Annotated in this window: 25 protein-coding genes; 11 read left to right on the forward strand and 14 right to left on the reverse strand. The window is 64.6% G+C overall.

What is annotated here, in order from left to right; all coding sequences use genetic code 11:
* The 4 genes from BMW89_RS36400 to BMW89_RS36415 all read left to right on the forward strand — a co-directional run.
* The coding region (locus BMW89_RS36400; protein ID WP_177196577.1) for a chemotaxis protein CheW at positions 1-204 on the forward strand (204 nt) is incomplete at its 5' end.
* 73 nt (positions 205-277) lie between these two features.
* Positions 278-643, forward strand: a complete 366-nt coding sequence (locus BMW89_RS36405; RefSeq protein WP_007600538.1) for a response regulator — start codon at positions 278-280, stop codon at positions 641-643.
* 76 nt (positions 644-719) lie between these two features.
* The gene (locus BMW89_RS36410; RefSeq protein WP_092035159.1) at positions 720-1919 is read left to right on the forward strand and encodes a protein-glutamate methylesterase/protein-glutamine glutaminase; all 1200 of its coding nucleotides are present in this window, start codon (positions 720-722) and stop codon (positions 1917-1919) included.
* Positions 1916-2788 (forward strand): CheR family methyltransferase, encoded by an 873-nt coding sequence (locus BMW89_RS36415; protein ID WP_092035160.1) that lies wholly within the window; start codon positions 1916-1918, stop codon positions 2786-2788. The genes BMW89_RS36410 and BMW89_RS36415 overlap by 4 nt, the downstream gene beginning before the upstream one ends.
* Before the next feature lie 25 nt (positions 2789-2813).
* Here BMW89_RS36415 and BMW89_RS36420 read toward each other — a convergent pair whose 3' ends face one another.
* From BMW89_RS36420 to ctrA, 5 genes are all read right to left on the reverse strand, one after another.
* The gene (locus BMW89_RS36420) at positions 2814-3752 is read right to left on the reverse strand and encodes a phosphotransferase (protein ID WP_092035161.1); all 939 of its coding nucleotides are present in this window, start codon (positions 3750-3752) and stop codon (positions 2814-2816) included.
* 117 nt (positions 3753-3869) lie between these two features.
* The gene (locus BMW89_RS36425; protein WP_092035162.1) at positions 3870-5030 is read right to left on the reverse strand and encodes a glutathionylspermidine synthase family protein; all 1161 of its coding nucleotides are present in this window, start codon (positions 5028-5030) and stop codon (positions 3870-3872) included.
* Between the two features lie 3 nt (positions 5031-5033).
* Entirely contained in the window at positions 5034-5423 is a 390-nt protein-coding gene (locus tag BMW89_RS36430; protein ID WP_092035163.1) for a hypothetical protein, read from the reverse strand.
* A 14-nt stretch (positions 5424-5437) separates the two neighbouring features.
* On the reverse strand, positions 5438-5842 hold the full coding sequence (locus BMW89_RS36435; protein WP_092035164.1) for a DUF350 domain-containing protein: 405 nt from the start codon (positions 5840-5842) through the stop codon (positions 5438-5440).
* 167 nt (positions 5843-6009) lie between these two features.
* Positions 6010-6711 carry a response regulator transcription factor CtrA gene (ctrA, locus tag BMW89_RS36440; RefSeq protein WP_007600544.1) on the reverse strand — a complete coding sequence of 234 codons (702 nt, stop codon included), beginning with the start codon at positions 6709-6711 and terminating at the stop codon, positions 6010-6012.
* A gap of 447 nt (positions 6712-7158) precedes the next feature.
* On the opposite strand from ctrA, the gene fliI reads away from it, so the two are divergent.
* The 6 genes from fliI (at position 7159) to BMW89_RS36470 (ending at position 13323) form a co-directional block, all read left to right on the forward strand.
* A complete protein-coding gene (gene fliI / locus BMW89_RS36445; protein WP_092035165.1) occupies positions 7159-8484 on the forward strand; it encodes a flagellar protein export ATPase FliI in 1326 nt (441 codons plus the stop codon).
* 133 nt (positions 8485-8617) lie between these two features.
* Positions 8618-9037: a flagellar export protein FliJ gene (gene fliJ, locus BMW89_RS36450; protein ID WP_092035166.1), complete on the forward strand. Its 420-nt coding sequence runs from the start codon at positions 8618-8620 to the stop codon at positions 9035-9037.
* Between the two features lie 181 nt (positions 9038-9218).
* Positions 9219-9764, forward strand: a complete 546-nt coding sequence (locus BMW89_RS36455) for a sigma-70 family RNA polymerase sigma factor (protein WP_092035167.1) — start codon at positions 9219-9221, stop codon at positions 9762-9764.
* 37 nt (positions 9765-9801) lie between these two features.
* On the forward strand, positions 9802-10854 hold the full coding sequence (locus tag BMW89_RS36460; protein WP_092035168.1) for an anti-sigma factor: 1053 nt from the start codon (positions 9802-9804) through the stop codon (positions 10852-10854).
* Positions 10855-11029: 175 nt separating this feature from the next.
* Positions 11030-11989, forward strand: a complete 960-nt coding sequence (locus BMW89_RS36465; RefSeq protein WP_092035169.1) for a helix-turn-helix transcriptional regulator — start codon at positions 11030-11032, stop codon at positions 11987-11989.
* A 116-nt stretch (positions 11990-12105) separates the two neighbouring features.
* Positions 12106-13323, forward strand: a complete 1218-nt coding sequence (locus BMW89_RS36470; protein ID WP_092035170.1) for an NAD(P)/FAD-dependent oxidoreductase — start codon at positions 12106-12108, stop codon at positions 13321-13323.
* 309 nt (positions 13324-13632) lie between these two features.
* Here the strand turns inward: BMW89_RS36470 and BMW89_RS36475 are convergent, their stop codons facing one another.
* From BMW89_RS36475 to BMW89_RS36510, 8 genes are all read right to left on the reverse strand, one after another.
* Positions 13633-13833: a hypothetical protein gene (locus BMW89_RS36475; RefSeq protein ID WP_027532768.1), complete on the reverse strand. Its 201-nt coding sequence runs from the start codon at positions 13831-13833 to the stop codon at positions 13633-13635.
* Positions 13834-14127: 294 nt separating this feature from the next.
* Entirely contained in the window at positions 14128-16269 is a 2142-nt protein-coding gene (gene flhA / locus BMW89_RS36480; protein ID WP_177196578.1) for a flagellar biosynthesis protein FlhA, read from the reverse strand.
* A 279-nt stretch (positions 16270-16548) separates the two neighbouring features.
* Positions 16549-16851 (reverse strand): copper-binding protein, encoded by a 303-nt coding sequence (locus BMW89_RS36485; RefSeq protein ID WP_177196579.1) that lies wholly within the window; start codon positions 16849-16851, stop codon positions 16549-16551.
* Positions 16852-16867: 16 nt separating this feature from the next.
* A complete protein-coding gene (locus tag BMW89_RS36490; RefSeq protein WP_177196580.1) occupies positions 16868-17320 on the reverse strand; it encodes a cupredoxin domain-containing protein in 453 nt (150 codons plus the stop codon).
* A 32-nt stretch (positions 17321-17352) separates the two neighbouring features.
* A complete protein-coding gene (locus BMW89_RS36495) occupies positions 17353-18684 on the reverse strand; it encodes a copper oxidase (RefSeq protein WP_092035184.1) in 1332 nt (443 codons plus the stop codon).
* Positions 18685-18697: 13 nt separating this feature from the next.
* Positions 18698-20137 (reverse strand): TolC family protein, encoded by a 1440-nt coding sequence (locus BMW89_RS36500; protein WP_092035174.1) that lies wholly within the window; start codon positions 20135-20137, stop codon positions 18698-18700.
* Between the two features lie 9 nt (positions 20138-20146).
* A complete protein-coding gene (locus tag BMW89_RS36505; RefSeq protein ID WP_092035175.1) occupies positions 20147-20431 on the reverse strand; it encodes a hypothetical protein in 285 nt (94 codons plus the stop codon).
* A 77-nt stretch (positions 20432-20508) separates the two neighbouring features.
* On the reverse strand, positions 20509-20952 hold the full coding sequence (locus BMW89_RS36510) for a hypothetical protein (RefSeq protein ID WP_177196581.1): 444 nt from the start codon (positions 20950-20952) through the stop codon (positions 20509-20511).
* Positions 20953-21179: 227 nt separating this feature from the next.
* Here BMW89_RS36510 and BMW89_RS36515 point away from each other — a divergent pair, with 227 nt between their 5' ends.
* Positions 21180-22367 (forward strand): MFS transporter, encoded by a 1188-nt coding sequence (locus BMW89_RS36515; protein ID WP_244547783.1) that lies wholly within the window; start codon positions 21180-21182, stop codon positions 22365-22367.
* Here the strand turns inward: BMW89_RS36515 and BMW89_RS36520 are convergent.
* Entirely contained in the window at positions 22364-22771 is a 408-nt protein-coding gene (locus BMW89_RS36520; protein WP_092035177.1) for a DUF4864 domain-containing protein, read from the reverse strand. The two genes, BMW89_RS36515 and BMW89_RS36520, sit on opposite strands and share 4 nt — an antisense overlap.
* Between the last annotated feature and the right edge of the window lie 37 nt (positions 22772-22808).

The raw sequence follows: 22808 nt of genomic DNA on the forward strand, positions 1-22808 counted from the left end.
CGCGGTGAATCCTACGGCCTGCTGATCGACCAGATCGGCGAGGTGCTGCGGCTTGCCGAAGACAACATGGAAGAGAATCCCGTCAACCTCGACCCCCGCATGGCCAAGCTCGCCGGCGGCGTCCACCGTCTCGACGGCCAGCTCATGGTCGTCCTCGACGTCGATCGCGTCCTTGAGCTCGCCCCTGAGATGATGGCGGCCTGATACGCCGGCAACCCGCCGACGTACCTGCAATTGGAAGTGCCCCTGCAAAAGGGGATAGGAAGCAGAGGTTCACATGCGAACTTGTCTCGTCGTTGATGATTCCAGCGTCATCCGCAAGGTTGCGCGCCGGATCCTGGAGGGCCTCGACTTCCAGATCCTCGAAGCGGAGGACGGTGAGAAGGCGCTGGAGGCCTGCAAGCGCGGCTTGCCCGATGCGGTGCTGCTCGACTGGAACATGCCGGTCATGGACGGCTACGAATTCCTCGGCCATCTCCGTCGCATGCCTGGCGGCGACCAGCCCAAGGTGGTGTTCTGCACCACCGAGAACGACGTCGCGCATATCGCGCGCGCGCTGCATGCCGGCGCCAACGAGTACATCATGAAGCCCTTCGACAAGGACATCGTGACCGCGAAATTCCAGGAAGTCGGACTTATCTGAGCGGACTCCCGGAGGCTGAACGGATCCTTCGGCTCTTATTTTCAACTGTACCGTTTCAGTCTGAGTTGGTGAGTTAATGAGTGTTGCGTTCGCAGGGAATTCGACCACTGGCACGTCGCGCGAAGCCGGGCCGCTGCGGGTGATGATCGTCGACGACTCCGTCGTCATACGCGGTCTGATCTCGCGCTGGGTCGGTGCCGAGCACGACATGGAGGTCGCGGCTTCGCTGCGCACCGGGCTTGAGGCGGTCAACCAGATCGAACGCATCAACCCCGATGTTGCCGTGCTGGACATCGAGATGCCCGAGCTCGACGGCATCTCGGCGCTGCCGCAATTGCTGGCGAAGAAGCGCGATCTCGTTATCATCATGGCCTCGACGCTGACCCGCCGCAACGCGGAGATCAGCTTCAAGGCGCTGTCGCTCGGCGCGGCCGACTACATCCCGAAGCCGGAGTCGACGCGCGAAGCGTCGGCCGCGGACATCTTCCATCACGACCTCATTCAGAAAATCCGCCATCTCGGTGCACGGCTGCGCCGCAAGCCCGCGGTGGCGAGCCCGCCGCTGGCGCCCGCGAGCCCTGCTGCACCGGCCGCACGTGGACCGGCTGTCGTGCGGCCTGCTGCGCCCGCACCGGCGCCGTCCCTCCTTAGTCCGTCGTCGCCTCTGACCACGCGTCCGTTCTCGAGCCAGGCACCGAAGGTGCTGCTGATCGGCTCCTCGACCGGCGGCCCGCAGGCGCTGATGGCGCTCGTCACCGAGCTCGGCCCTGTCATCGACCGCTTCCCCGTGCTGATCACCCAGCACATGCCGCCGACCTTCACGACCATTCTGGCCGAGCATCTGGCGCGTGCGAGCCGCAAACCATCGGCCGAGGCGGTCGATGGCGAGCCGGTTAAGCCGGGCCGGATTTATCTCGCACCGGGCGGCAAGCATATGCGCGTCGCGCGCAGCGGCGCGGACGTGGTGATCGCGCTCGACGACGGCCCCGCCGTCAATTTCTGCAAGCCGGCAGTCGATCCGCTCTTCACTTCCGCCATCGACATCTGGCATGGCAGCATCCTCTCGGTGATCCTGACGGGCATGGGCTCGGACGGCATGCGCGGCGGCAAGGACATCGTCGCCGCCGGCGGCAGCGTGATCGCGCAGGATGAAGCGACGAGCGTGGTCTGGGGCATGCCGGGTGCGGCAGCGAATGCGGGCATCTGCGCGGCGATCCTGCCGCTCAACCAGATCGGCGCCAAGGTCAACCGCCTGTTTGCGGGGGATCGCTCGTGACGCCAACTGACTATGAGTATCTGCGCAAGTTCCTGAAGGAGCGCTCCGGCCTCGATCTGTCGCCCGACAAGCAGTATCTGGTCGAGAGCCGGCTCTTGCCGCTCGCGCGCAAGGCCAGCCTTCCCGGCATTCCCGATCTCGTGCTGAAGATCAGGAATGGCGACGGCCGGCTTGCGACCGACGTGGTCGAAGCGATGACCACCAATGAGACCTTCTTCTACCGCGACAAGATCCCGTTCGATCATATGCGCGAAACCATCCTGCCGGGCCTGCTTCAGGCCCGTGCTGCGCGCAGGTCGCTGCGGATCTGGTCGGCGGCATCTTCGACGGGGCAGGAGCCCTATTCGATCGCGATGTGCGTGAAGGAAATGGGCGCAGCCTTCGCCGGCTGGCGCATCGAGATCGTCGCCACCGATCTGTCGCAGGAGGTGCTGGAGAAATCCAGGGCCGGCCTCTACAGCCAGTTCGAGGTGCAACGCGGCCTGCCGATCCAGCACCTGGTGAAGTACTTCACGCAAGCCGGCGATATCTGGCAACTGAATGCCGACATTCGCGCGATGGTGCAGTTTCGCCAGCTCAACCTGTTGCAGGACTTCTCCCATCTCGGCACGTTCGACGTCATCTTCTGCCGCAACGTGCTGATCTATTTCGATCAGGACACCAAGGCGGTGATCTTCGAGCGCATGGCGAAGGGACTGGAAGCTGACGGTACGCTGCTGCTCGGCGCCGCTGAATCCGTCGTCGGCATCACCGATGCGTTCCGCCCCATCACCGACCGTCGCGGTCTCTATCAGCTCAACCCCGCGCGCTCCGGCCGCCCGATGGGCGGATTGATGCCGCAGCCGCTGAAGCTCGCCGCTGCGCGGTGAGACCGGGGCACGAAAGCTCGCACCCTCAGTCTCGCACGCCCGAGGCCGCCTCGAAATAGCGTGCGAGGCCGCGATGTGCGATTGCCTTGATGTTCCGGCCGTGATGCTCGTCGTGACGGCGGGCTTCGATGAAGTTCAGCATCTCGGCGCATGCGACGAGCAGACCGACGCAGCCTGATTCTGTTGAGAACTCGTCGCTGAATTCGTTCTCCAGTCGCGCCATGAAATTCGGGTCCAGGAACGAGTGGACCATGAGATAGGCGGCGTCGTAAGCCCGCGGCGCGAGGCCCCACGTCTCCCAATCATAGACGACCAGATCCGGCACGGTGAGGTTGCCCCAATTCAGGTCGCCATGTGCTGTGTGCCATTCGCCGGCGACGCGCGGCGCGTCCGGGCCGAACCTGGCCACAATCGCCCCGGCGACATATTGCTCGGTCAGGCAATAATGAGCGGTCGGAATCGCCGCGATCTGGTCCAGCGTCGCCCGCAACTGGGCGATCCAGTCATCGTTCCGCGCGAGCGATCCGCCGGCATCGGATACGAACTGATTGATGTCCGGCAAGGCGACGAATCGCGTCAACACCGCCTGCCATTCGATCGCGCCGGACATCCACTCGGTTGTCGCGAGCAGTTCGGGCGTACGGACGTTGGCGATGGCGCGAGCCGATCTCTCGCGCTCGCGGCGGATGTTCTCATGGCCGGACGGGACGCCGGACACCTTGACCCAACCTGCGGTGCCATCCCTGGCCTCGACCGGGCCGCCGCATGACTTCGAGCCGGGTACACGTCGCGGCGGCTGTATCGATGTGACTTGCAGGCGCTCGCACGCTGCCTCGAAAGCGACCTCCAGGCCGCTCGTGACGAAATCATAGAACAGCGGGATTGCCGGCGCCGGCGGTCGTGGTTCTGGAGCAGGCGGATTAATGGCTCTGAGGGCGCGGTCTGCGATCAGTCGAAAAACCATGCACGAAATTACCAAACTCACTGAAAATCATTTCAGACACAAAATGGCGCAACTGGCGCAAATAGCCAAGCACGTTGTTCGTTCAAGTTGATGTGGCAGCGCAGCCGCTTCGCCGGTTCACAAGATCGCATGCGGCAGAAACCGCGAGCCGTTGCCGGTGATCGGGCTCTCGTCTTCGCGGATCGAAAGACCGCAAGGCTCGTGGTTCACCAGCCAGCTTCCTACGACTGCATAGTTTCCGGAAAAATTAGGCAGCGGCGCCAGTGCCTGGCGGACGAAGCCTTCGGCGCCATAGGGGCCGGCGTGTTCGTCGAGCGGCATCCCGCCGGACACCAGCGTGACATTGGCGCCTTCGCGCGACAGCAGCGGCTTGCGCACATACGACGTTCCAAGCTCCGCTGCCCGCGCGTCATCCTCGAAGAAGGCCGGCAGCAGATTGGGATGGTTCGGAAACATCTCCCAGAGCAGCGGCAGGATGCCCTTGTTGGAGAGCACCGCCTTCCACGGCGGTTCGATCCAGCGTGTCGGCGCGTCCTTGAGCTTGGCGCCGAAGGCGTCGTGGAACATCCATTCCCAGGGATAGAGCTTGAAGGCGAGCGCGATGTCGCGGTTATCGAGATCGACGAAGCAGCCCACCTCGTCGCGCCAGCCGATCTCCTCGATGTCGAGCAGTGTGGTCGAGAGCCCCGCCTGCCGCGCGGTGTCCTCGAGATAAGCGAGCGTGCCGGCGTCCTCGTCATTGCCGGTGGTGCCGGTAAGATGCAGATGGCGGCCCGTGGCGATGTCCTTCCATGCCGCGATCAGCCGATCGTGGATGGAGTTGAACTGGTCGGCGCGCGCCGGGATGATGCGGCGTTCGATCGCCTGCTCGAGCCAGGTCCATTGAAACACCGCGGCCTCGAAGATCGAGGTCGGCGTATCCGCGTTGTATTCGAGCAGCTTTGCCTGACCATGTTGGTCGAACTTCAGGTCGAGCCGGCCATAGAGGCTGCGGTCGTCGCGCTCCCAGCTCTCGGCGATCAGGCTCCAGAACGCTTCGGGGATCTGCAAGCGTCGCAGATGCTGTTCGTCGCCGATCACGCGGCCGGCGAGTTCCAGGCACATCGCGTCGATCTCGCCGGTTGGCGTCTCGATGCCGCGCTCGATCTCGTCGAGGGTGAAAGCGTAATAGGCGCGCTCGTCCCAATAGCGCTCGCCGTCAATGGTGTGGAAGGCGAAGCCGCATTGCTCGGCGGTCTGCCGCCAGTCGTCGCGCTCGGGGCAGACGATACGTTGCATGGATCAGCCGCCGCCGGAGAAGCCATGGCCGAACGAGCCGAAGCCGCCGCGGCTCACGCTGCCGGCCCCTGAGTCGGACGAATTTCCCGACGAGGAATGGCTCGAGGAATCGCTGCTGAAGAAGCTTGATCGCGACGACCAGCGCGAGCCGCTGCTGCCGCCCGACGAACTGCTGCTACTGCTGCAATTCGTGGTCGTCTGCCCCGGCAGGGCGCCGGGCGAGGGCTCGCAATGCTGCCGCGGCATCAGCGTGTAGGCGGTGGTACCGACCGCGATCGTGCCCATCACCAGCAGCGCGACATGGCCGGAGCGCTTCACCGGCTCCCGCGGTGTCGACGGCACCGGCGCCGGCCGGCGCTTGCCGAACTGCTTGCTGGAGGGGTTGTCCGCCATATCAATGGATCATGTCAGTAGATCATGCAGGCGGCGTTCAGCAGGCCTGCGGCGAGCGAGGACAGCCCGAGCCAGATTGCGGGCGCAAGCTCGCCGGCGGCAATCCGCGCCGACAGGTTCGGCACCGGCACCTTCACCAGGAACAGCACGATGATCTGCACGATCAGCCCGATCGTCGCCCAGATCAGGCAGTCCAGCACATTGGCCGAATGCGCGATGGCGCTGACCAGCGGCGCCACGAAGCCGAGCAGGCTGAGGCCAAGCGCAATCGCCGCGGCCGGATCGTTGTCGCGGATGAGCTGGAACTCGTTATGGGGCGTGATGCGGGTGTAGACGAACAGATACGCCACGATCGCGACCAGTCCGGTGCAGAAATAGACCAGGAAGGCGGGCAGGCCGGCCAGTGATTGCAGGATCATCGTTCCCCCATCATGCAGCGACCATTCGTCGGCGGGGGGAGGATAGCGGTTCAATGGCGGGACGGCGACGAAGCCGCGTTGGCGTCCCCAAAAAACAAAACCCCGCCATTTGCGGCGGGGTCCAGGCTGGGAGGAGCGAGCCCCGGGGGCTCGCGACGTAAACGCGATCAGGCGGGGATGCGCTCTTCGACCTCGTGCGGCTCGCGCAGCACGTAGCCGCGGCCCCACACGGTCTCGATGAAGTTGCGGCCTTCCGAAGCATTGGCGAGCTTCTTGCGGAGCTTGCAGATGAAGACGTCGATGATCTTCAGCTCGGGCTCGTCCATGCCGCCATAGAGGTGGTTGAGGAACATTTCCTTGGTGAGGGTCGTACCCTTGCGGAGCGAGAGCAGCTCCAGCATCTGGTATTCCTTACCGGTCAGGTGCACGCGCTGGCCGCCGACTTCGACCGTCTTGGTGTCGAGGTTGACGACGAGGTCGCCGGTCTGGATGACCGACTGGGCGTGACCCTTGGAGCGGCGCACGATCGCGTGGATGCGGGCAACCAGCTCGTCCTTGTGGAAGGGCTTGGTCATGTAGTCGTCGGCGCCGACGCCGAGACCCTTGACCTTGTCCTCGATGCCGGCGAGGCCGGAGAGGATCAAAATCGGTGTCTTGATCTTGGAGACCCGAAGCTGCTTGAGGACGTCGTAACCCGACATGTCCGGCAGGTTGAGGTCGAGAAGGATAATGTCGTAATCGTATAATTTACCGAGATCGACGCCTTCTTCTCCCAAATCGGTCGTGTAGACGTTGAAGCTCTCAGACTTCAGCATCAGCTCGATCGACTGCGCGACGGCGCTGTCATCTTCAATCAGCAAAACGCGCATGCCAGTTCCCCATAGTCGCCGCTCCTGGGCGTCAGGTCGGCCGCATTCGCGGCACACAACTAAACGCCTTTGAACAACTGATTCGGATCCTGACAACAGATGGTTAACAAATTCTGATTCTGGAACGCAAGCCCTGTAGATGCAATTTTCGTCGAATCGCCCTAAGGTCTTGTGCGCGAAGCAGCTTTCGTTATCCGGTTCCGTTCAAGTTCCACTTTAAGAGACGGGCCTAACCGACTCCCGCGACTCAGCCTTCTTCTGAAGGGGAGTCACGCTCAGTCACAAAGACAGTGACGCAATGATTAACGATGCGGGTAAACACGAAGTTAAGCGCCGTTCAGAAATATGGCGAAATTTAAGGATTTCGGCATGAAGGCCCGTGATCGTACGGGCGCCCACCTTGTGAAGGCCCTCTTATGAAGGCGTGCCCCGTATGAAGGCTGCTCTATGAAGGCTCTGGCCGAACAGATCGGCGACATCGACGGCGTCAATATCTATGGCCGTGTGGTCGGCGTGCGCGGCCTGATGGTCGAAGTGGCCGGACCTATTCACGCGATGTCGGTCGGCGCGCGGCTCGTGATCGAGACCGGCGCCAGCCGCGACATTCCCTGCGAGGTGATCGGTTTCTCCGGCAACAACGCTATCGTGATGCCGTTCGCCGGCCTCGATGGCGTGCGCCGTGGCTGCAAGGCCGTCATCGCCAATGCCGCCAATCAGGTGCGGCCCTGCGCGGCCTGGCTCGGCCGCGTGATCAATGCGCTGGGCGAGCCGATCGACGGCAAGGGGCCGTTGCCGCAAGGCCCGGCGCCGATGCCGTTCCGCAATTCGCCGCCGCCGGCGCACTCACGCAAGCGCGTCGGCGCCCCGCTCGATCTCGGCGTGCGCGCGATGAACACCTTCCTCACCTGCTGCCGCGGCCAGCGCATGGGCATCTTCGCAGGCTCCGGCGTCGGTAAATCGGTGCTGCTGTCGATGCTCGCGCGCAACGTCGATGCCGCGGTCAGCGTCATCGGGCTGATCGGCGAACGCGGCCGCGAGGTGCAGGAATTTTTGCAGGACGACCTCGGCGAGGAGGGCTTGGCGCGCTCCGTCGTGGTGGTTGCGACCTCGGACGAGCCGGCGCTGATGCGCCGCCAGGCGGCGTATCTGACGCTCGCGGTCGCCGAATATTTTCGCGATGAAGAGAAGGACGTGCTCTGCCTGATGGACTCGGTGACGCGCTTTGCCATGGCCCAGCGCGAGATCGGCCTGTCCGCCGGCGAGCCGCCGACCGCCAAGGGCTACACGCCGACGGTGTTCACTGAGCTGCCGAAGCTGCTGGAACGCGCCGGGCCGGGCCTGGGCGAGGGCGCCATCACCGCGATCTTCACGGTGCTGGTCGACGGCGATGATCATAACGAGCCGATCGCGGACGCCGTCCGCGGCATTCTCGACGGCCACATCGTGATGCAGCGCTCGATTGCCGAGCGCGGTCGTTACCCCGCCATCAACATCCTCAAATCCATCTCCCGCACCATGCCGAAATCGGCCGATCCGCAATTCTGGCCGACCATCCAGAAGGCGCGGGCGGTAATGGCGACCTATGCCGACATGGAGGAATTGATCCGGCTGGGCGCCTACCGGGCCGGCTCCAGCCCCGAGGTCGACGAGGCGATCCGCCTGCACGAGCCGCTGGAGGCCTTCCTGCGGCAGCGCAAGGACGAAAATGCCTCCCTGGCGGACGGCTACAGCCAATTGGCGCAAATCATCGGTAATTTGGAAACGGAACGCTAACTTTGTCCCGTCATCATCCGACCCCTGAGAGTAGCAGAGCCGGTCTTGGCCCCCGTCGGGCCTGTGGGGAGATCGGTGACGTCCCAATGTGTGTATGTCTTGCAGCTAAGGGACTTCTGGGGAGTATGAGTCGATGAAGTCACGAGATACCCTTATCCGCCTGAAGAAATTTCAGGTCGACGAGAAGCGCCGCCGGGTCACCCAGATCGAGACCATGATCGCCGACTTCCAACGGATGTCGACCGACCTCGAACGCGAGATCTCGACCGAGCAGGACCGTGCCGGGATCAACGATCCCGCGCATTTCGCCTACCCGACCTATGCCAAGGCCGCGATCCAGCGACGCGAGAACCTGACCCGCTCAGCCGACGAGCTGAAGGGCCAGCTCGACGAAGCCAAGGCCGCTTTGGCTGAAGCCTTCGAGGAACTGAAGAAGGTCGAGCTCCTCGACGAGCGCGACCAGGCCCGCGAGCGCGCCGAAGAGAACGCCCGCGAGCAGGCCGACCTCGACAGCATCGGCCTGATGCGGGCCCGCATCGGCGCCGTCGCCTAAAGACAAAGCCAGCGGTCAGACCGCCGAGAATTTGCAGAACCCGGACCCGCAAGGTCCGGGTTTTCGCATCTGCTATCCACAGTGTGGCGCGCCGCCCCTTGGTGATGGGCTTTGCCACGCGCTATGGTAGCCGAGTGTCAGGGCCTGCGCGGAACGCGACGGGCCGCGCGTGGGGGGCTGAATGCTGACGCCAGCAGAGCTGGTCGGGCTGATTGGGGAGGTCGCCAAGGGCGATCAGGCCGCGTTCGAGCGCCTTTACGTCGCCACGCGTGCGAAACTCTATGGCGTGGTTCTCCGTATCTTGCGCCGACAGGATCTCTCAGAGGAGGTCATTCAGGAGACCTACGTCAAGATCTGGAACAGCGCCGGCCAGTTCAATCCGGCTTTGTCGTCACCGATCACGTGGATGGCGTCGATTGCGCGTAACCGCGCCATCGACATCGTTCGCAAGAAGACGGAAGTTTCCATCGAGGAAGAGCCTCAGGCGATGGAGGTTGCGGCCGACAGTCCCGATCCGCTGGCGCGCCGCGAGATGACCGAGGAGCTGAAGCGGCTGCTGGAATGTGTCGGCCGGCTCGAGCCGGACCGTCAGAGGCTCGTGCTTCTCGCCTATTACAACGGCTGGAGCCGCGAGCAATTGGCGGAGAAATTTTCAGCGCCCGTCAACACGGTGAAGACGTGGCTCCGGCGCAGCATGTTGGATATCCGCGCGTGCCTCGGATTGTGAGGGCTCGTCCTGTGAAGGTGGTTGTGGACTGCAATTGATGGCCTACACGGAGGACCATATCGCGCTCGCCGCGGAGTATGCGCTCGGTACGCTCGACGCCGGCGAGCGCGCGCAGGTCGAGACCATGATGGCGGTGGACAAGGCGTTCGCCGATGTCGTGCAGGCTTGGGCCTATCGGCTCGGTGTCCTCAACCAGATGGTCGGCACGATCGAGCCGCGTCCGATCGTGTGGGAGAACATCCGTTCCGAGCTCGCGCGGACGGATTTTGCGCAGGAGGCGCCTGCGCTGTCGGACGTCGCGCCGCCGCCACCCGTGCCGGAATCGTCCTCGTTCGAACCCGTGCTGCCGCGATCGTCGTCGGACCGCATGGAGCAAGTGGCGCCGCAGCCTCCCGAAGCGGAGCAGCCCGGCACAGCGGCGCCCGATGCAATTCCCGACATCGCGCCGATCTTCATGCCGCAGGTCCATGCGCCGGATCCTGAAGTCGTGCGCACGCCACCTCCGCCGGTCGTCGACAACAGCAATGTGGTCCGGCTCGAGGGCCGGGTGAAACGCTGGCGCTCGATCGCATCCGCCGTCGGCGCGCTCGCGGCCGCACTGCTGGTGACACTGTCGCTTCAGATCTTCCTGCCCGATGCACTGCCCGGCAGCCTGCGCCCCGCACCGCGCATCCAGACGGTCGAGGTGAAGACACCGGCGCCGCTTACCGCGTCGTCGCAATATGTCGCGCTGTTGCAGGGCCAGGCCGGCGGCCCCGCCTTCATCCTCACCATCGACGGTACGACCAAGAATTTTACCGTGCGCAAGGTCGGCGCGACGCCGGAGCCCGGCAAGAGCTTTGAGCTCTGGTTGATCTCCGACAAGCTGCCGCGTCCGCGCTCGCTCGGCGTGATCGGCGCCGGCGATTTCACCGCGCGCCCGGTACTGGGGTCCTACGATGCCGATGTCGTCAACGGCGCCACCTACGCCGTCACCGTCGAGCAGGCCGGCGGCTCGCCCAACGGCCAGCCGACCTCGGCGCCGGTGTTTTCCGGCAAGCTGATCGAGACGGTGCCGCAGGCGCAGCCGCAGGTTCCCGCGAAGAAGTAGGTGCCAGGCGACAAGGCCGCGTTCTTGTCGCCACGGTCCATCCCGCCGTCGCTTTCCGACAATTCCCGCCGAATTCACCCATGATTTGAACCTCCCTGCATTTCGCGACGTCAAATCCCCGGAATTTGCAAGTCGGCGCCGACGATCGTGGTGCCGGGGAAGGGCTAGAACTCAGATGGATGCAGCCAGGACGCCGGGCATCTTCGTCCACCAATATGCGGGTCTGCCGCACGGTTCGGCCTTCGACCAATGGCGCGAACGGGCCTTCGGGTCCTGCGGCCTCGACATCGGGCCGAGCCATGGCGACAGCATCGATTGCCGGCTCCAGGTCAGCGTGGTCGACAACATCGCGCTCGCGATTCCCGAAGGTGCCTCCGCGCAATATTCACGCACGCAGAGCGGGCTTGCCGACGGCAGCGACGATCTCGTCCTGATCGCGGCCCATGCAGGCCTCGTCCGCGTCAGGCAGAACGGCCATGCCGTCGAGCTTGCGCCCGCGCAGATGGTGCTCGCCGACATGAGCATCACCGGCTCCGTCGGCCATACCGATCAGGATCGCTTCACCACCATCCGCATGCCGCGCCGCGCGCTGCTCGACATCAATCCGCGCGCCGAGGAGAAGCTCTCGCAGGTGCTTTCCGACGGTGCGGTCGCCGAGACCATTTTCCGCTACCACGCGCTCGCCGCCAGTCAAGGGCCGCATCTCGACGCCATCGGCCAGCGTCTGACCGCGCAGCACATGGTCGATCTCGTGGGGCTGCTGCTCGGCACCGATGCCGAGCACGCAAGCCTCGCGCGCGGACGCGGACATGCGGCGGCTCGCCTCGATCTCATGCGCGCCGACGTGATGGCCGCGCTTGGCCGCAACGATCTCTGCCTGTCCGAAGTTGCGACGCGCTCAGGCTTGAGCCCGCGCCAGGCGCAGCGCCTGTTCGAGCAGGCCGGCACCACGTTCACTGAATTCGTGCTCGAGCAGCGCTTGCTGTTGGCGCGAAAACTGCTCGGCGATCCCCGTGCGAGGGCGCGCAAGATCAGCGACGTCGCGCATTCCTCCGGCTTTTCAGATCTGTCCTATTTCAACCGTGCCTTCCGCAAGCGCTTTGGCGCGACGCCGTCGGAACTGCGCGAGGCCTGATCTGCGATTTTGTGCGGCGGCGCGGCGTTGCCGCAGTTGGTCGATAGCAGCGCTTGAGCTATATTGACCTGCGCGGGCAGGCCGCGGGATCCCTTTGGAAGGTGCAGTAGGCGGACATGGCGCGTATCGTCGTGCTCGGCGCCGGGTTTGCAGGCCTGTGGGCGGCCATCGGCGCTGCGCGCAAGCGTGACGAGATCGGTGCTGGCAGCGACATCGAGATCCGCCTCGTCGACCGCAATCCCTACCACAACATCCGCGTCCGCAATTACGAGGCCGATCTCAGCGAGACCGCACTTCCGCTTGCGCAACTGCTTGATCCGATCGGCGTCACGCACGGCCTCGGCGAGGTCGAGGCCATCGATCCGGTACGGCGCCAGATTTCGCTGGTCACGAGCGGCGGCGGGGAGATGCTGGGCTACGACCGCCTGGTGCTGGCGCTCGGCAGTGAAGTGATGCGTCCCGACATTCCGGGCCTTGCCGACCACGCCTTCGATGTCGATACCTACGCTGCAGCGCTCCGCCTCGATGATCATTTCGCCTCACTCGGGCGCAGCACACCATCGCCGGGGCGTTCGACGATCGCAGTGGTTGGTGCCGGCTTCACCGGCATCGAGGTCGCGGCCGAAATGCCGGAGCGGTTGGCGCGCGTGGGCATCACCGGCAGCCGCCGCATCATCCTGGTCGATCCCAATCCGGCTGTTGGCGCCACCATCGGCGCGCATGCGCAGCCTGTCATCGAGACGGCATTGGCCTCGCTCGATGTCGAGACGCGGCTCGGCGTGCGCGTCACGTCCGTCGAGGCCGCCGGCATTCATCTGAACTCGGGCGAGTTCATCCCGGCCCAGACGGTGATCTGGTGTGCCGGCATGCGCGCGAGCCGGCTGGCTGCGAACTTTCCCGGCGCACGCGATCGCCTCGGTCGTCTTCTCGTCGATCCCTTCATGCGCGTTGCCGATTTGCCGGGCGTGTTCGCGGCCGGCGATATCGCCTCCAGCGTGGTCGACGGATTGCATCCGACCGTGATGTCCTGCCAGTTCGCCCGCCCCATGGGCCGCTTCGCCGGGCACAATGTGGTGGCTGATCTCGCGGGCCAACCGATGCTGCCGCTGCGCATCGACTGGTACGTGACCGTGCTCGATCTCGGCGGCTGGGGTGCGCTCTATACCGAAGGCTGGGATCGCGAGGTGCGCGCTATGGGCGCGGCCGCAAAGGCGACCAAGCAGACTATCAACTGCAAGCGCATCTATCCGCCGCTGAGTGGCAGCAAGGACGAGCTGTTCGCGGCTGCTGCGCCGACGGTGCAGGCACCGCCGCCGACCTATGGGGCGCGGTAGTATCGCGCTGCTGAGGTGGTGCTTGTTAGAGGATGGGGATTGTGCGTCTCACTCAGTCATTGCGAGCGTAGCGAAGCAATCCAGAATCGTTCCGCGGAGGCAGTCTGGATTGCTTCGTCGCAAGAGCTCCTCGCAATGACGAGTTTGAGGCGCGAGCACTCGCAATGAGGGTACCCCAGACATGAGAAAGCGCCCGTGGGGGGCGGGCGCTTTCTGTAGTCGACTTGGGGTTGGGGTCGTCTACATATCCACGTGGCGACTTTGGGGGGCTGATAAAGAGCCGCGTGAATTCCTGAAACTCATGTCTCCTTAGCGAACGAGGGACGCGTTCGAGCTGGTGATAACAACCGGCTTGCCGGCCTTGATGACACGGGCCGTCTGGGTCAGACCATCATCCGAACCCGTGCGTGCCGTGATGCCGAAGCCTGCCACCGCGATCCCTGCGACGAGGGCCACGACCACGATCTTCAGGTGGGTCGAGCGATCTGCGCTGTAAATCGAGTGGTTCATGGAAGGCTCCTGCCGCCATCTACCCGAAGTAGTCGCCTGCTTGTTTGGGCAGGTTCATGCTTCCGATGCCCAACAACCTAGTATTGGGGGGATTCGTTCCCAAGGGGCGATCACAAGAGCGTGACGGGACGTGAAAAGTCGCGATCAAAAGCGACGCGCGATCGTGCAATTTATCAATTATTTCAAAGACATAATGTGCCCGCAAGGCACCTTGTCAGCATTTGGTCGACAAGGCGCCAGAAACCCAAAAACCATTTGCCTGTGGCCGAAAAACACACGGCTTCTTAAGGCAAATCAGACGCTTCCAACCGTTTTCAGCCTCGCCCGGGGATGAATTTCGGCCTGCGACAGCACGGTCGTCTGGGCCCGGAACCGCTCGACGAGAGAGCGCACGAAGGGACGAATTGCCGCAGACGTGACCAGCACCGGCGCCTCGCCCTCGCGCGCGGCACGCTCGAAAGCTTCGCGGACGCCGGTCATGAACTCCGACAGTTTCGAGGGCTGCATCGCGAGGCTGCGCTCTTCGCCCTGGCCGATAATGGATTCGGCAAAGGCTTGTTCCCAGCGCGCCGACAGCGCGATCAGCGGCAGATAGCCGTTGTAGGAGGTGTTCTGCGCGCAGATCTGCCGCGCCAGGCGGGCGCGGACGTGCTCGACCATGGTGGACGGATTGCGCGAGAAGGCCAGCGAATCCGCGATGCCTTCGAGGATGGTCGAGAGGTCGCGGATCGAGATGCGCTCGGCGAGCAAGAGTTGCAGCACGCGCTGGATGCCGGAGACCGTGACCTGTCCGGGGACGATGTCCTTGACCAGCTCGCCCTGCTCCTTCGGCAGCTCCTTGAGCAGCTTCTGCACCTCGCCATAGGAGAGCAGATCCGACATGTTGGCCTTGAGCAGCTCGGTGAGGTGGGTCGAGAGCACGGTCGCGGCGTCGACGACGGTGTAGCCCTTGAGCGAGGCTTCTTCCTTGAGGCTGGCGTCGACCCAGGTCGCGGGCAGGCCGAAGGTCGGCTCGGTGGTGTGGATGCCGGGCACCTGCACCTGGCTGCCGCCGGGGTCCATGACCATGAACTGGTTCGGCCAGATCTTGCCGGTGCCGGCGTCGACCTCCTTGATCTTGATGATGTAGGTGTTGGCCTCAAGCTGGACGTTGTCGAGGATGCGCACCGCGGGCATCACGAAACCCATCTCGATCGCGAGCGAACGGCGCAGCGCCTTGATCTGCTCGGTCAGACGGTCGGTGCCGTCGGGGCCGTTGACCAGCGGCAACAGCGCGTAACCGAGCTCGATCTTGAGGTCGTCGATCTTCAGCGCGGCCGAGATCGGCTCTTCGGTCGCCGCGGCGCCCGGCGCCCCCGGCGTTCCCGGAGCGGGCGCGGTCTTGGCGGCTTCCTCGGCCTTGGCCGTCACCCGGTTGCGGTTGCGGGCGTTCCAGGCGAGCGCGCCGGCGCCGGCGCCGAGCGCGAAGAAGGGGATGGTCGGGATGCCCGGCAGCGCCGCCAGCACCAGCATGACCGCCGCGGACATCGCCAGCGCCTGCGGATAGCCGGAGAATTGCTTCATCAGCGCCTTGTCGGCGGCGCCGGAAACGCCGGCCTTGGAGACCAGCAGGCCGGCCGCGGTCGAGACGATCAGCGCCGGCACCTGGGTGACGAGGCCGTCACCGACCGTCAGCAGCGTGTAGCTGCGGCCGGCGTCGGCGAAGGACAGGCCCTGCTGTGCGACACCGATGATCATGCCGCCGACGACGTTGATGAACACGATCAAAAGGCCGGCGATGGCATCGCCGCGGACGAATTTGGAGGCACCGTCCATGGCGCCGAAGAAGCCGCTCTCGTCCTCGAGGTCCTTGCGCCGCTGCTTGGCGACCTTCTCGTCGATCAGGCCGGCGGAGAGGTCGGCGTCGATCGCCATCTGCTTGCCGGGCATGGCGTCGAGGTGGAAGCGGGCGGCGACTTCGGCGATACGGCCCGAACCCTTGGTGATGACGACGAAATTGACGATGATCAGGATGGCGAAGACGATGATACCGATGACGAAATTGCCGCCCATCACGAAGCTGCCGAAGGCTTCGATGACGTGACCGGCGGCATCCGTGCCCTCGTGCCCGTGCGACAGGATCAGGCGGGTCGAGGCCATGTTGAGCGACAGCCGCAGCATGGTCGAGATCAGCAGGACGGTCGGGAACGCGGAGAATTCCAGCGGCGCCTGGATGAACAGCGAGGTCATCAGGATCAGGATCGAGAGCGTGATCGAGATCGCCAGGAACAGGTCCAGCACGATCGCGGGCAGCGGCAGGATCAGCACCACCAGGATGGTGAGGACGCCGAGCGCCAGCGCGATATCGCCGCGCTTGAGGATGTTGCCGATCTCGGCAAGGGTGGGGAAGCCGGCGTTCGTGCTGCCTACGCCCTGTCCCGCGGTGACGTCGACCATGGTAGCTGCCTCCCCGCGCGACTGCCGTCCGCGCGCCCCAAATGTCTGCGCGGCGGCCGATGGGCCGCCGTTCCGAAAGTGAGGCACCGCACTGGCGTCCACGGGGGACCTCCCGTTCTACGCGGCTGACGACACTCGACTCCACTCGGCAATTCTTGCCGGGTGTATGGTTAGCAAAGGGTTAACGGAGGGGGCGGCAGGAGGTCTGGCCGGGGTATTTCGGGGCCTCGGCGTCATTCCGGGGCGCCTGGAGGGCGAGCCCCGGAACGACATGAGGGCCTACTTCGCCTTCTCCATCTTCGTCACCGTGTACCCCGACGCGGCCTCCTCGGCCTCGAAGGTTACCTTGTCGCCGACCTTCACCTGCTTCAGCCAAGCGGGGTCCTTGACGCGGTAGACCATGGTCATGGGCTCGTCCATGCCGAGGCTCTTGGCGGCGCCGTGCTTGAGCGTGATCTTGCCGGCACTCTCGTCGATCTTCTTGACCTCGCCGCTGATCGGCGCGCTCTGCGCCGCGGCCGCACCAAAGGTCAGGCCGAGCGTCAGCGCGAGTGCTGCGGCGATGCGGTTGATCGATTTCATGGCTCTCTCCATTGCTTCAGTTCACCGTGACGTGGCCGACCATGCCGTAGTCGCGATGGCCGGGGATCAGGCAGGAAAATTCGAACGTGCCGGCCTTGGTGAACTTCCAGAGGATCTCGGCGGTCTTGTGTGGTGCGAGCCTGACCCCGTTGGGATCGTCGTGCTCCATGTGCGGATGCTTCTTCATCACCTCGGCGTGGGCGAGATTCTCCTTGGTGGTGGCCAGCAGGAATTCATGGTCTTCCTTGCCGACATTGCGCAGCACGAAGCGGATCTGCTCGCCGCGTTTGACCTCGATCCTGGCGGGGGCGTAGTCCATCTCGTTCAACAGGATCTCGATGGTGCGCGCGGACTTCTTGGGATTGCCGGGCTCGCCGGCCGAAAAGCTCCCGTGCTCATGCTGGTCGTGGGCAAAAGCCGGCGCGATTAAAAGTGCCGCCAGCGCGGTAGCGAGTTTGATCGTCTTCATCTTGTTCTCCAGTTGGTAGTTCATCGAAACGCTCACATCTTCATCTTGTGCATCGGTGTGCCGGGCTGCCGCACTGGCGCCGCATCGGGTGCTTCGACCTCGTAGGCGACGGTGCCTTGCGGGAATTTATAGGGGCCGGGGTCGCGGTAATCGTCGCGCGCGAGGTCCTCGCGGATCTTCATCACGGTGAACATGCCGCCCATCTCGATCGGGCCGAACTGACCGGTGCCGGTCATCATCGGCAGCGTGTTATCGGGCGCGGGCATTTCCATGTTGCCCATTGCCATGCCGGACGAGCCCATCGCCATCGCATCCGGTGCGAGCTTGCCGACGGCCTTGGCGAGATCCTTGCGCGACACGCCGATTAGATTGCGCACCTCGTGCCCCATCGCGTTCATGGTGTGGTGCGATTTGTGGCAGTGGAACGCCCAGTCGCCGGGATTGTCGGCGAGCACGTCGAACACCCTGACAGCGCCGACCGGCACGTCGGTGGTCGTCTCCGGATATTGCGCGCTCTCGGGAATCCAGCCGCCGTCGGTGCAAGTCACCGCAAAGCTGTGGCCGTGCAGATGGATCGGGTGATTGGTCATGCTGAGATTGCCGATGCGCACGCGCACTCTGTCGCCGAGCCGCACCGGCAGCGGATCGATGCCCGGAAACACCCGCGAATTCCAGGTCCACATGTTGAAGTCGGTCATCTCGTTGACCTGCGGCAGATAGGTGCCGGGATCGACGCGATAGGTGCTCATCACGAACACGAAGTCGCGGTCGACGGGCCGGAAGTTCTGATCGCGCGGATGCACGACGACCATGCCCATCATGCCCATCGCCATCTGCACCATCTCGTCGGAATGCGGGTGGTACATGAAGGTCCCGCTCTTCTTCATCTCGAACTCGTAGACGAAGGTCTTGCCCGGCTGAATGTGCGGTTGCGTCAGCCCGCCGACGCCGTCCATGCCGCTCGGAATGATCATGCCGTGCCAGTGCACGGTGGTGTATTCGGGCAGCTTGTTGGTGACGAAGATGCGGACCTTGTCGCCCTCGACCGCTTCGATGGTCGGTCCCGGAGACTGGCCGTTGTAGCCCCACAGATTGACCTTCATACCCTCGGCGAACTCGCGCACCACGGGTTCGGCGACGAGGTGGAATTCCTTCCAGTCGCCGTTCATGCGGAACGGCAGCGACCAGCCGTTCAGCGTCACCACGGGGCGATAGTCGGGTCCGCTGATGGGATGCAGCGGCGGCTGCATCACCACCTTGTCCATGTGCGGCGCTTCCGGAATCGACGCGGCCTGGACACGGCCGCTGATGGCCGACGCGCTGGCAAGCGCGGCGGTGCCCAAAAATCCTCGACGGGAATACATGCTGGCCTCCATCTCAGTGGCCGCCATCGGCAGGCGTTGCCGCGGCGATGGTGGTTGAATTGTCGCTGCCTGAAGCAGGCGCACCGCCGCCGTTGATGGCGGTCTGCACGTCGGACTGGGCGAGGAAGAATTTTTGCCTGGCGTCGATCGCGCCGCGCAGCGACGCGAGGCGCTGCCGCGCCTCGGTGAGCAGCGCGAAGATGTCGACCTGCATGCTGGAGAAGCGCAGCTGCATCTCCTCGGTGATGATTTTTCGCAAGGGCAGAATCTCGCGCTGGTAGTGGCTGGCGATGTCGTAGGTGGAGCGGAATGCGCGATAGGCGTCGCGTGCTTCCGAGCGGACGTTCACGGCGCGCTCGGTGAGGCGGTTGAAGGCGAGGCTGTAGGTCTCCGCCGCCTGCCGCACGCGCACTTCGCCGCCGTCGAAGATCGGAATCTGGAACTGCACGTCGAAACCGCGTTCGCGGAACGGCGCGCCTTCCGGGTCCTGGGTGCGGCGGGAGATGCCGGCGAGATCGAGCAGCGTCACGAAACGCGTCGCCTCGGTGAGGTTCAGCGATTTGGCCAGTGCTGTCAGCTCCAGCCGCGCGATCTGCAAGTCGATGCGATGGGCGACTGCGTCAGCCTCGATCGAGGGCAATGCCTGCGGCCGGCGCGGCAATGGCGGCAACTTGCTGGGCAGGCGGAAGTCGAGGCCGTCGTCCCACAGCCCCATCAGGCGCGCGAGCTTTTCGCGTGCGCTCGTTGCCGCCTGCCGTGCAGTGGCGAGGTCGGCGGTAGTCTCGGCGTAGAACACCTGCTCGCGTGCCTGGTCGAGCTTGTTGATCGAGCCGGTTTCGCCGAGCTTGACGGCAAGCTGCGCGGTCGATTCCGCCGTGGACTTTGCGTCCGTGAGCAGCGCCACCATTTCGTTGCCGGCGACTGCGCCGATGTAAGCGCGGCGCACCTCAGCGGCGAGCCGCAACGTGGCCAGTGCTGCGCGCAATTGCGCCTGCCGAAAACGGTCGCGGGCGATATCGGATCGGAACGGCAGTGTGGCGAGCGCGAGGATGTCGCCGACCACCTGGCGCTCGATCTCGCTGGCGCCATTGCCCGAGATCCGCGAGATCGAGAACACGGGGTTGGGCGGCAGGCTCTGCTCGACCAGCTCGGTCTCGGCCAGCGCCAGCTCGTTGTAGGCGGCTTGCAGTCCCTTGTTGTTGAGCAGCGCGATCTGGACGGCGCTCTCGGTGGTCAGCGTGTGCGCCAGCAACCGGCGGACGGTCGCGTTGACGGCCTCCGCTCCCTCGGCCGATCGAACGAACGCGACGTCCTTTTTGATGGTCTCGCTGGTGAGGTCCGAGACCGTCGTCATGCCTCCGTCCGGAGAGAATGCCATGCAGCCGGCAAGACTTAGTGCTGAAAGCCCGAACGCAGTGAGCACGAGCAGGCCCCGCGCAAAATGGTGTGCCATGGCGCGCTCCTACCGGTCTTGCTTCGGCTGCGGCGTGACGGCGTCGTTGCGGTCGCGCCATGGCGCGGGCGTCGCAGGCCGCAGGCTGGTGTAGGGCGCGATGGTCGATCGATAGCCGGCCGGCGCGACCTTTGCCGCGGGATCGGCAGGATCGGCGCCCGCGACTTGCGTTGTTGCCGGCATGCAGCCGGACAGCGCCAGCGCAGTTACGGCCAGCAGCGGCCAATAGAATCGAAAGTGTCGTCCACGCGCCGCGGATGCGGCGGCGGACTTCGCCCCGGAAAGCGTAAGCATGAGTCATCCCTGATCTGTCGCAGGACCACAGGTTCGCGCGCGCGGATGCGCGTGCGGCCTGACGTCGTCGGGTCAGATCAGGCGATGGGGGGGCGGTAGTGCTGGGGCGGCGCCGTGCTATGCAGGCTGGCCACGATCTCGGGCGCGCAGATCGACATCGGCCGGACCGGCGTGGCGAAGCCGGGCAGATCCGCCGGCAGCGCGCTCACGCACATCATCGCGCAGCACGGGCCCACTGTCCCCTTGCCGTCATGATGATGTGGAGCGGGAGCGTCCTGTGCGGCGGTCTGGTGATGTGCATGCGGTCCGGCGTGGTCATGCGAAGCGCCGTCATGCATATGGCCGCCCTGCATCTGGTGATGCACCGGCACGAGGTCGGCGAGAAGCGCGTCGTCAAGGCACGGTGCAGGACCACTGCCCCAGGCAAGGCTTGCGGCCGGCGCGAGCACGCAGAACAGATAGGCGAGGGCGATCATCCGCCCCACCCTGATCCGCATCGATCGCGTCAATCGCAACAGCATTCCGCCGATAGGCTCCTCGCGCGGCAATGTTGCACACGCTGATTGCAAACTAATGGCAAAGCGCGATTTCGCCAAGCACCTTCTTACCGCAGTGCACCGCGCATGCCCAATATATCGCCACGCCGCTTGACCATATGGCGATCCGCGACGATGGTCCGGCCGTGCACGCACCAAATCACCCAGGACACACAGCTGATGCATTCAGCCCTGATTCGCGTCAGGCTTGGGTGCGACTCGTCACTGCGCTTCTGATCGGCTCGATCGGAGGCGTCGGGATGTGGGCGATCGTGGTGATGATTCCCGCGGTCCAGACCGAATTCGCCGTCACGCGCGGCGCGGTGTCGCTTGCCTTCACCCTGATGATGTTCGGCTTCGGGCTCGGCGGCGTGATCGCCGGCAAGATCACCGACCGGTTCGGCATCGTGCCGGTGCTGGCGATCAGCATCGCCTTCCTTGGTGTTGCCAATGTGCTTGCGGGTTTGTCGACGCAGCTCTGGCAGTTCGTCGCGGCCTATTTCCTGATCGGGCTCGGGACCTCCGCGACCTTCGCGCCGCTGATGGCGGAGGCCTCGCACTGGTTCGAGCGCTATCGGGGCCTCGCCGTGACCATCGTCGCCAGTGGCAATTATGTTGCCGGCACGATGTGGCCGCCGCTCGTCAATGCGGGCCTCCAGACGATCGGCTGGCGCTACACTCATATTGGCATCGGCCTCGTCTGCGTGAGCCTGATGACCATCCTGGTGCTGGTCCTGCGCGCGCAGATGGGGGACGACCATATTCGCGATCATGCCAATGCGCCGCCGCCGCGGGTCGATCTCAAGCTGTCGACCAACACGCTGACGGTGCTGCTCTCGATTGCCAGCATCTCCTGCTGTGTCGCCATGGCGATGCCGCAGGTGCATATCGTCGCCTATTGCGGCGACCTCGGCTATGGCGTCGCGCGCGGCGCCGAGATGCTGTCGCTGATGATGGCCTGCGGCATCGTCAGCCGCATCGGCTCAGGCTACCTCGCCGACAAGATTGGCGGCATCCCCACGCTGCTGATCGGAGCCATGGCGCAAGGCTTTGCGCTGGTGTTCTATCTGTTCTTCGACAGCCTCGCCTCGCTCTATCTCATCTCCGCGATGTTCGGCCTGTTCCAGGGCGGCATCGTGCCGAGCTACGCCATCATCGTGCGCGAGGCGATGCCGGCCAGCCAAGCCGCAACCCGCGTCGGCATCGTGATCTTTGCGTCCGTGTTCGGCATGTCCTTCGGCGGCTGGGTGTCGGGCGTCATTTTTGACGCCACCGGCTCCTATGCTGCGGCGTTCGCCAACGGCGTGGTGTGGAACGCCGTCAATATCGGCATCGTGCTGACACTGCTGATCCGCTCGCGGATGAATGCGGTTAGGACCGGCCCCGGTTTTGCGACCTAAACCGCCTGGCCCGCCTTCAGCAGCGAGCAGCCGGTGATCTTGTAACTCCCGTCGCTCTGCTGCTCGAGCGTGTAGAGCGCTTCCCAAGCCTCGCCATTGGCGTCGACGATGTGGACGCGCTGGGCGATCCGATTGTCTTCGCTCTTGCTCTCGCCGAATTCAAAGCTCTTGTGCCGGTAGACCGGCGGGTAGCCGTTCTGCACCATCGACATGAAGATGTCGGGCGCGGGAAAAATCTCCCTGATCGCCGGCGCGGCATAAGAATAAGCAGCGCTCGCGTCGTCGCGGACGAAGGCCTGCTCCTGGGCGCGGATGACGCCTTGCGCTGTGGCGACATCGTCGGCGCATGCCGGAGCGGCGCTGAGGGCGATCATGATGGCGACGAGCAGGGCGGCAATGCGCATGACAGGCTCCGCGTTGAAATCCCGGCGATGCTGATCC

This window comes from Bradyrhizobium sp. OK095 (assembly GCF_900109945.1).
In the GTDB taxonomy this organism is placed as follows: Bacteria; Pseudomonadota; Alphaproteobacteria; order Rhizobiales; family Xanthobacteraceae; genus Bradyrhizobium.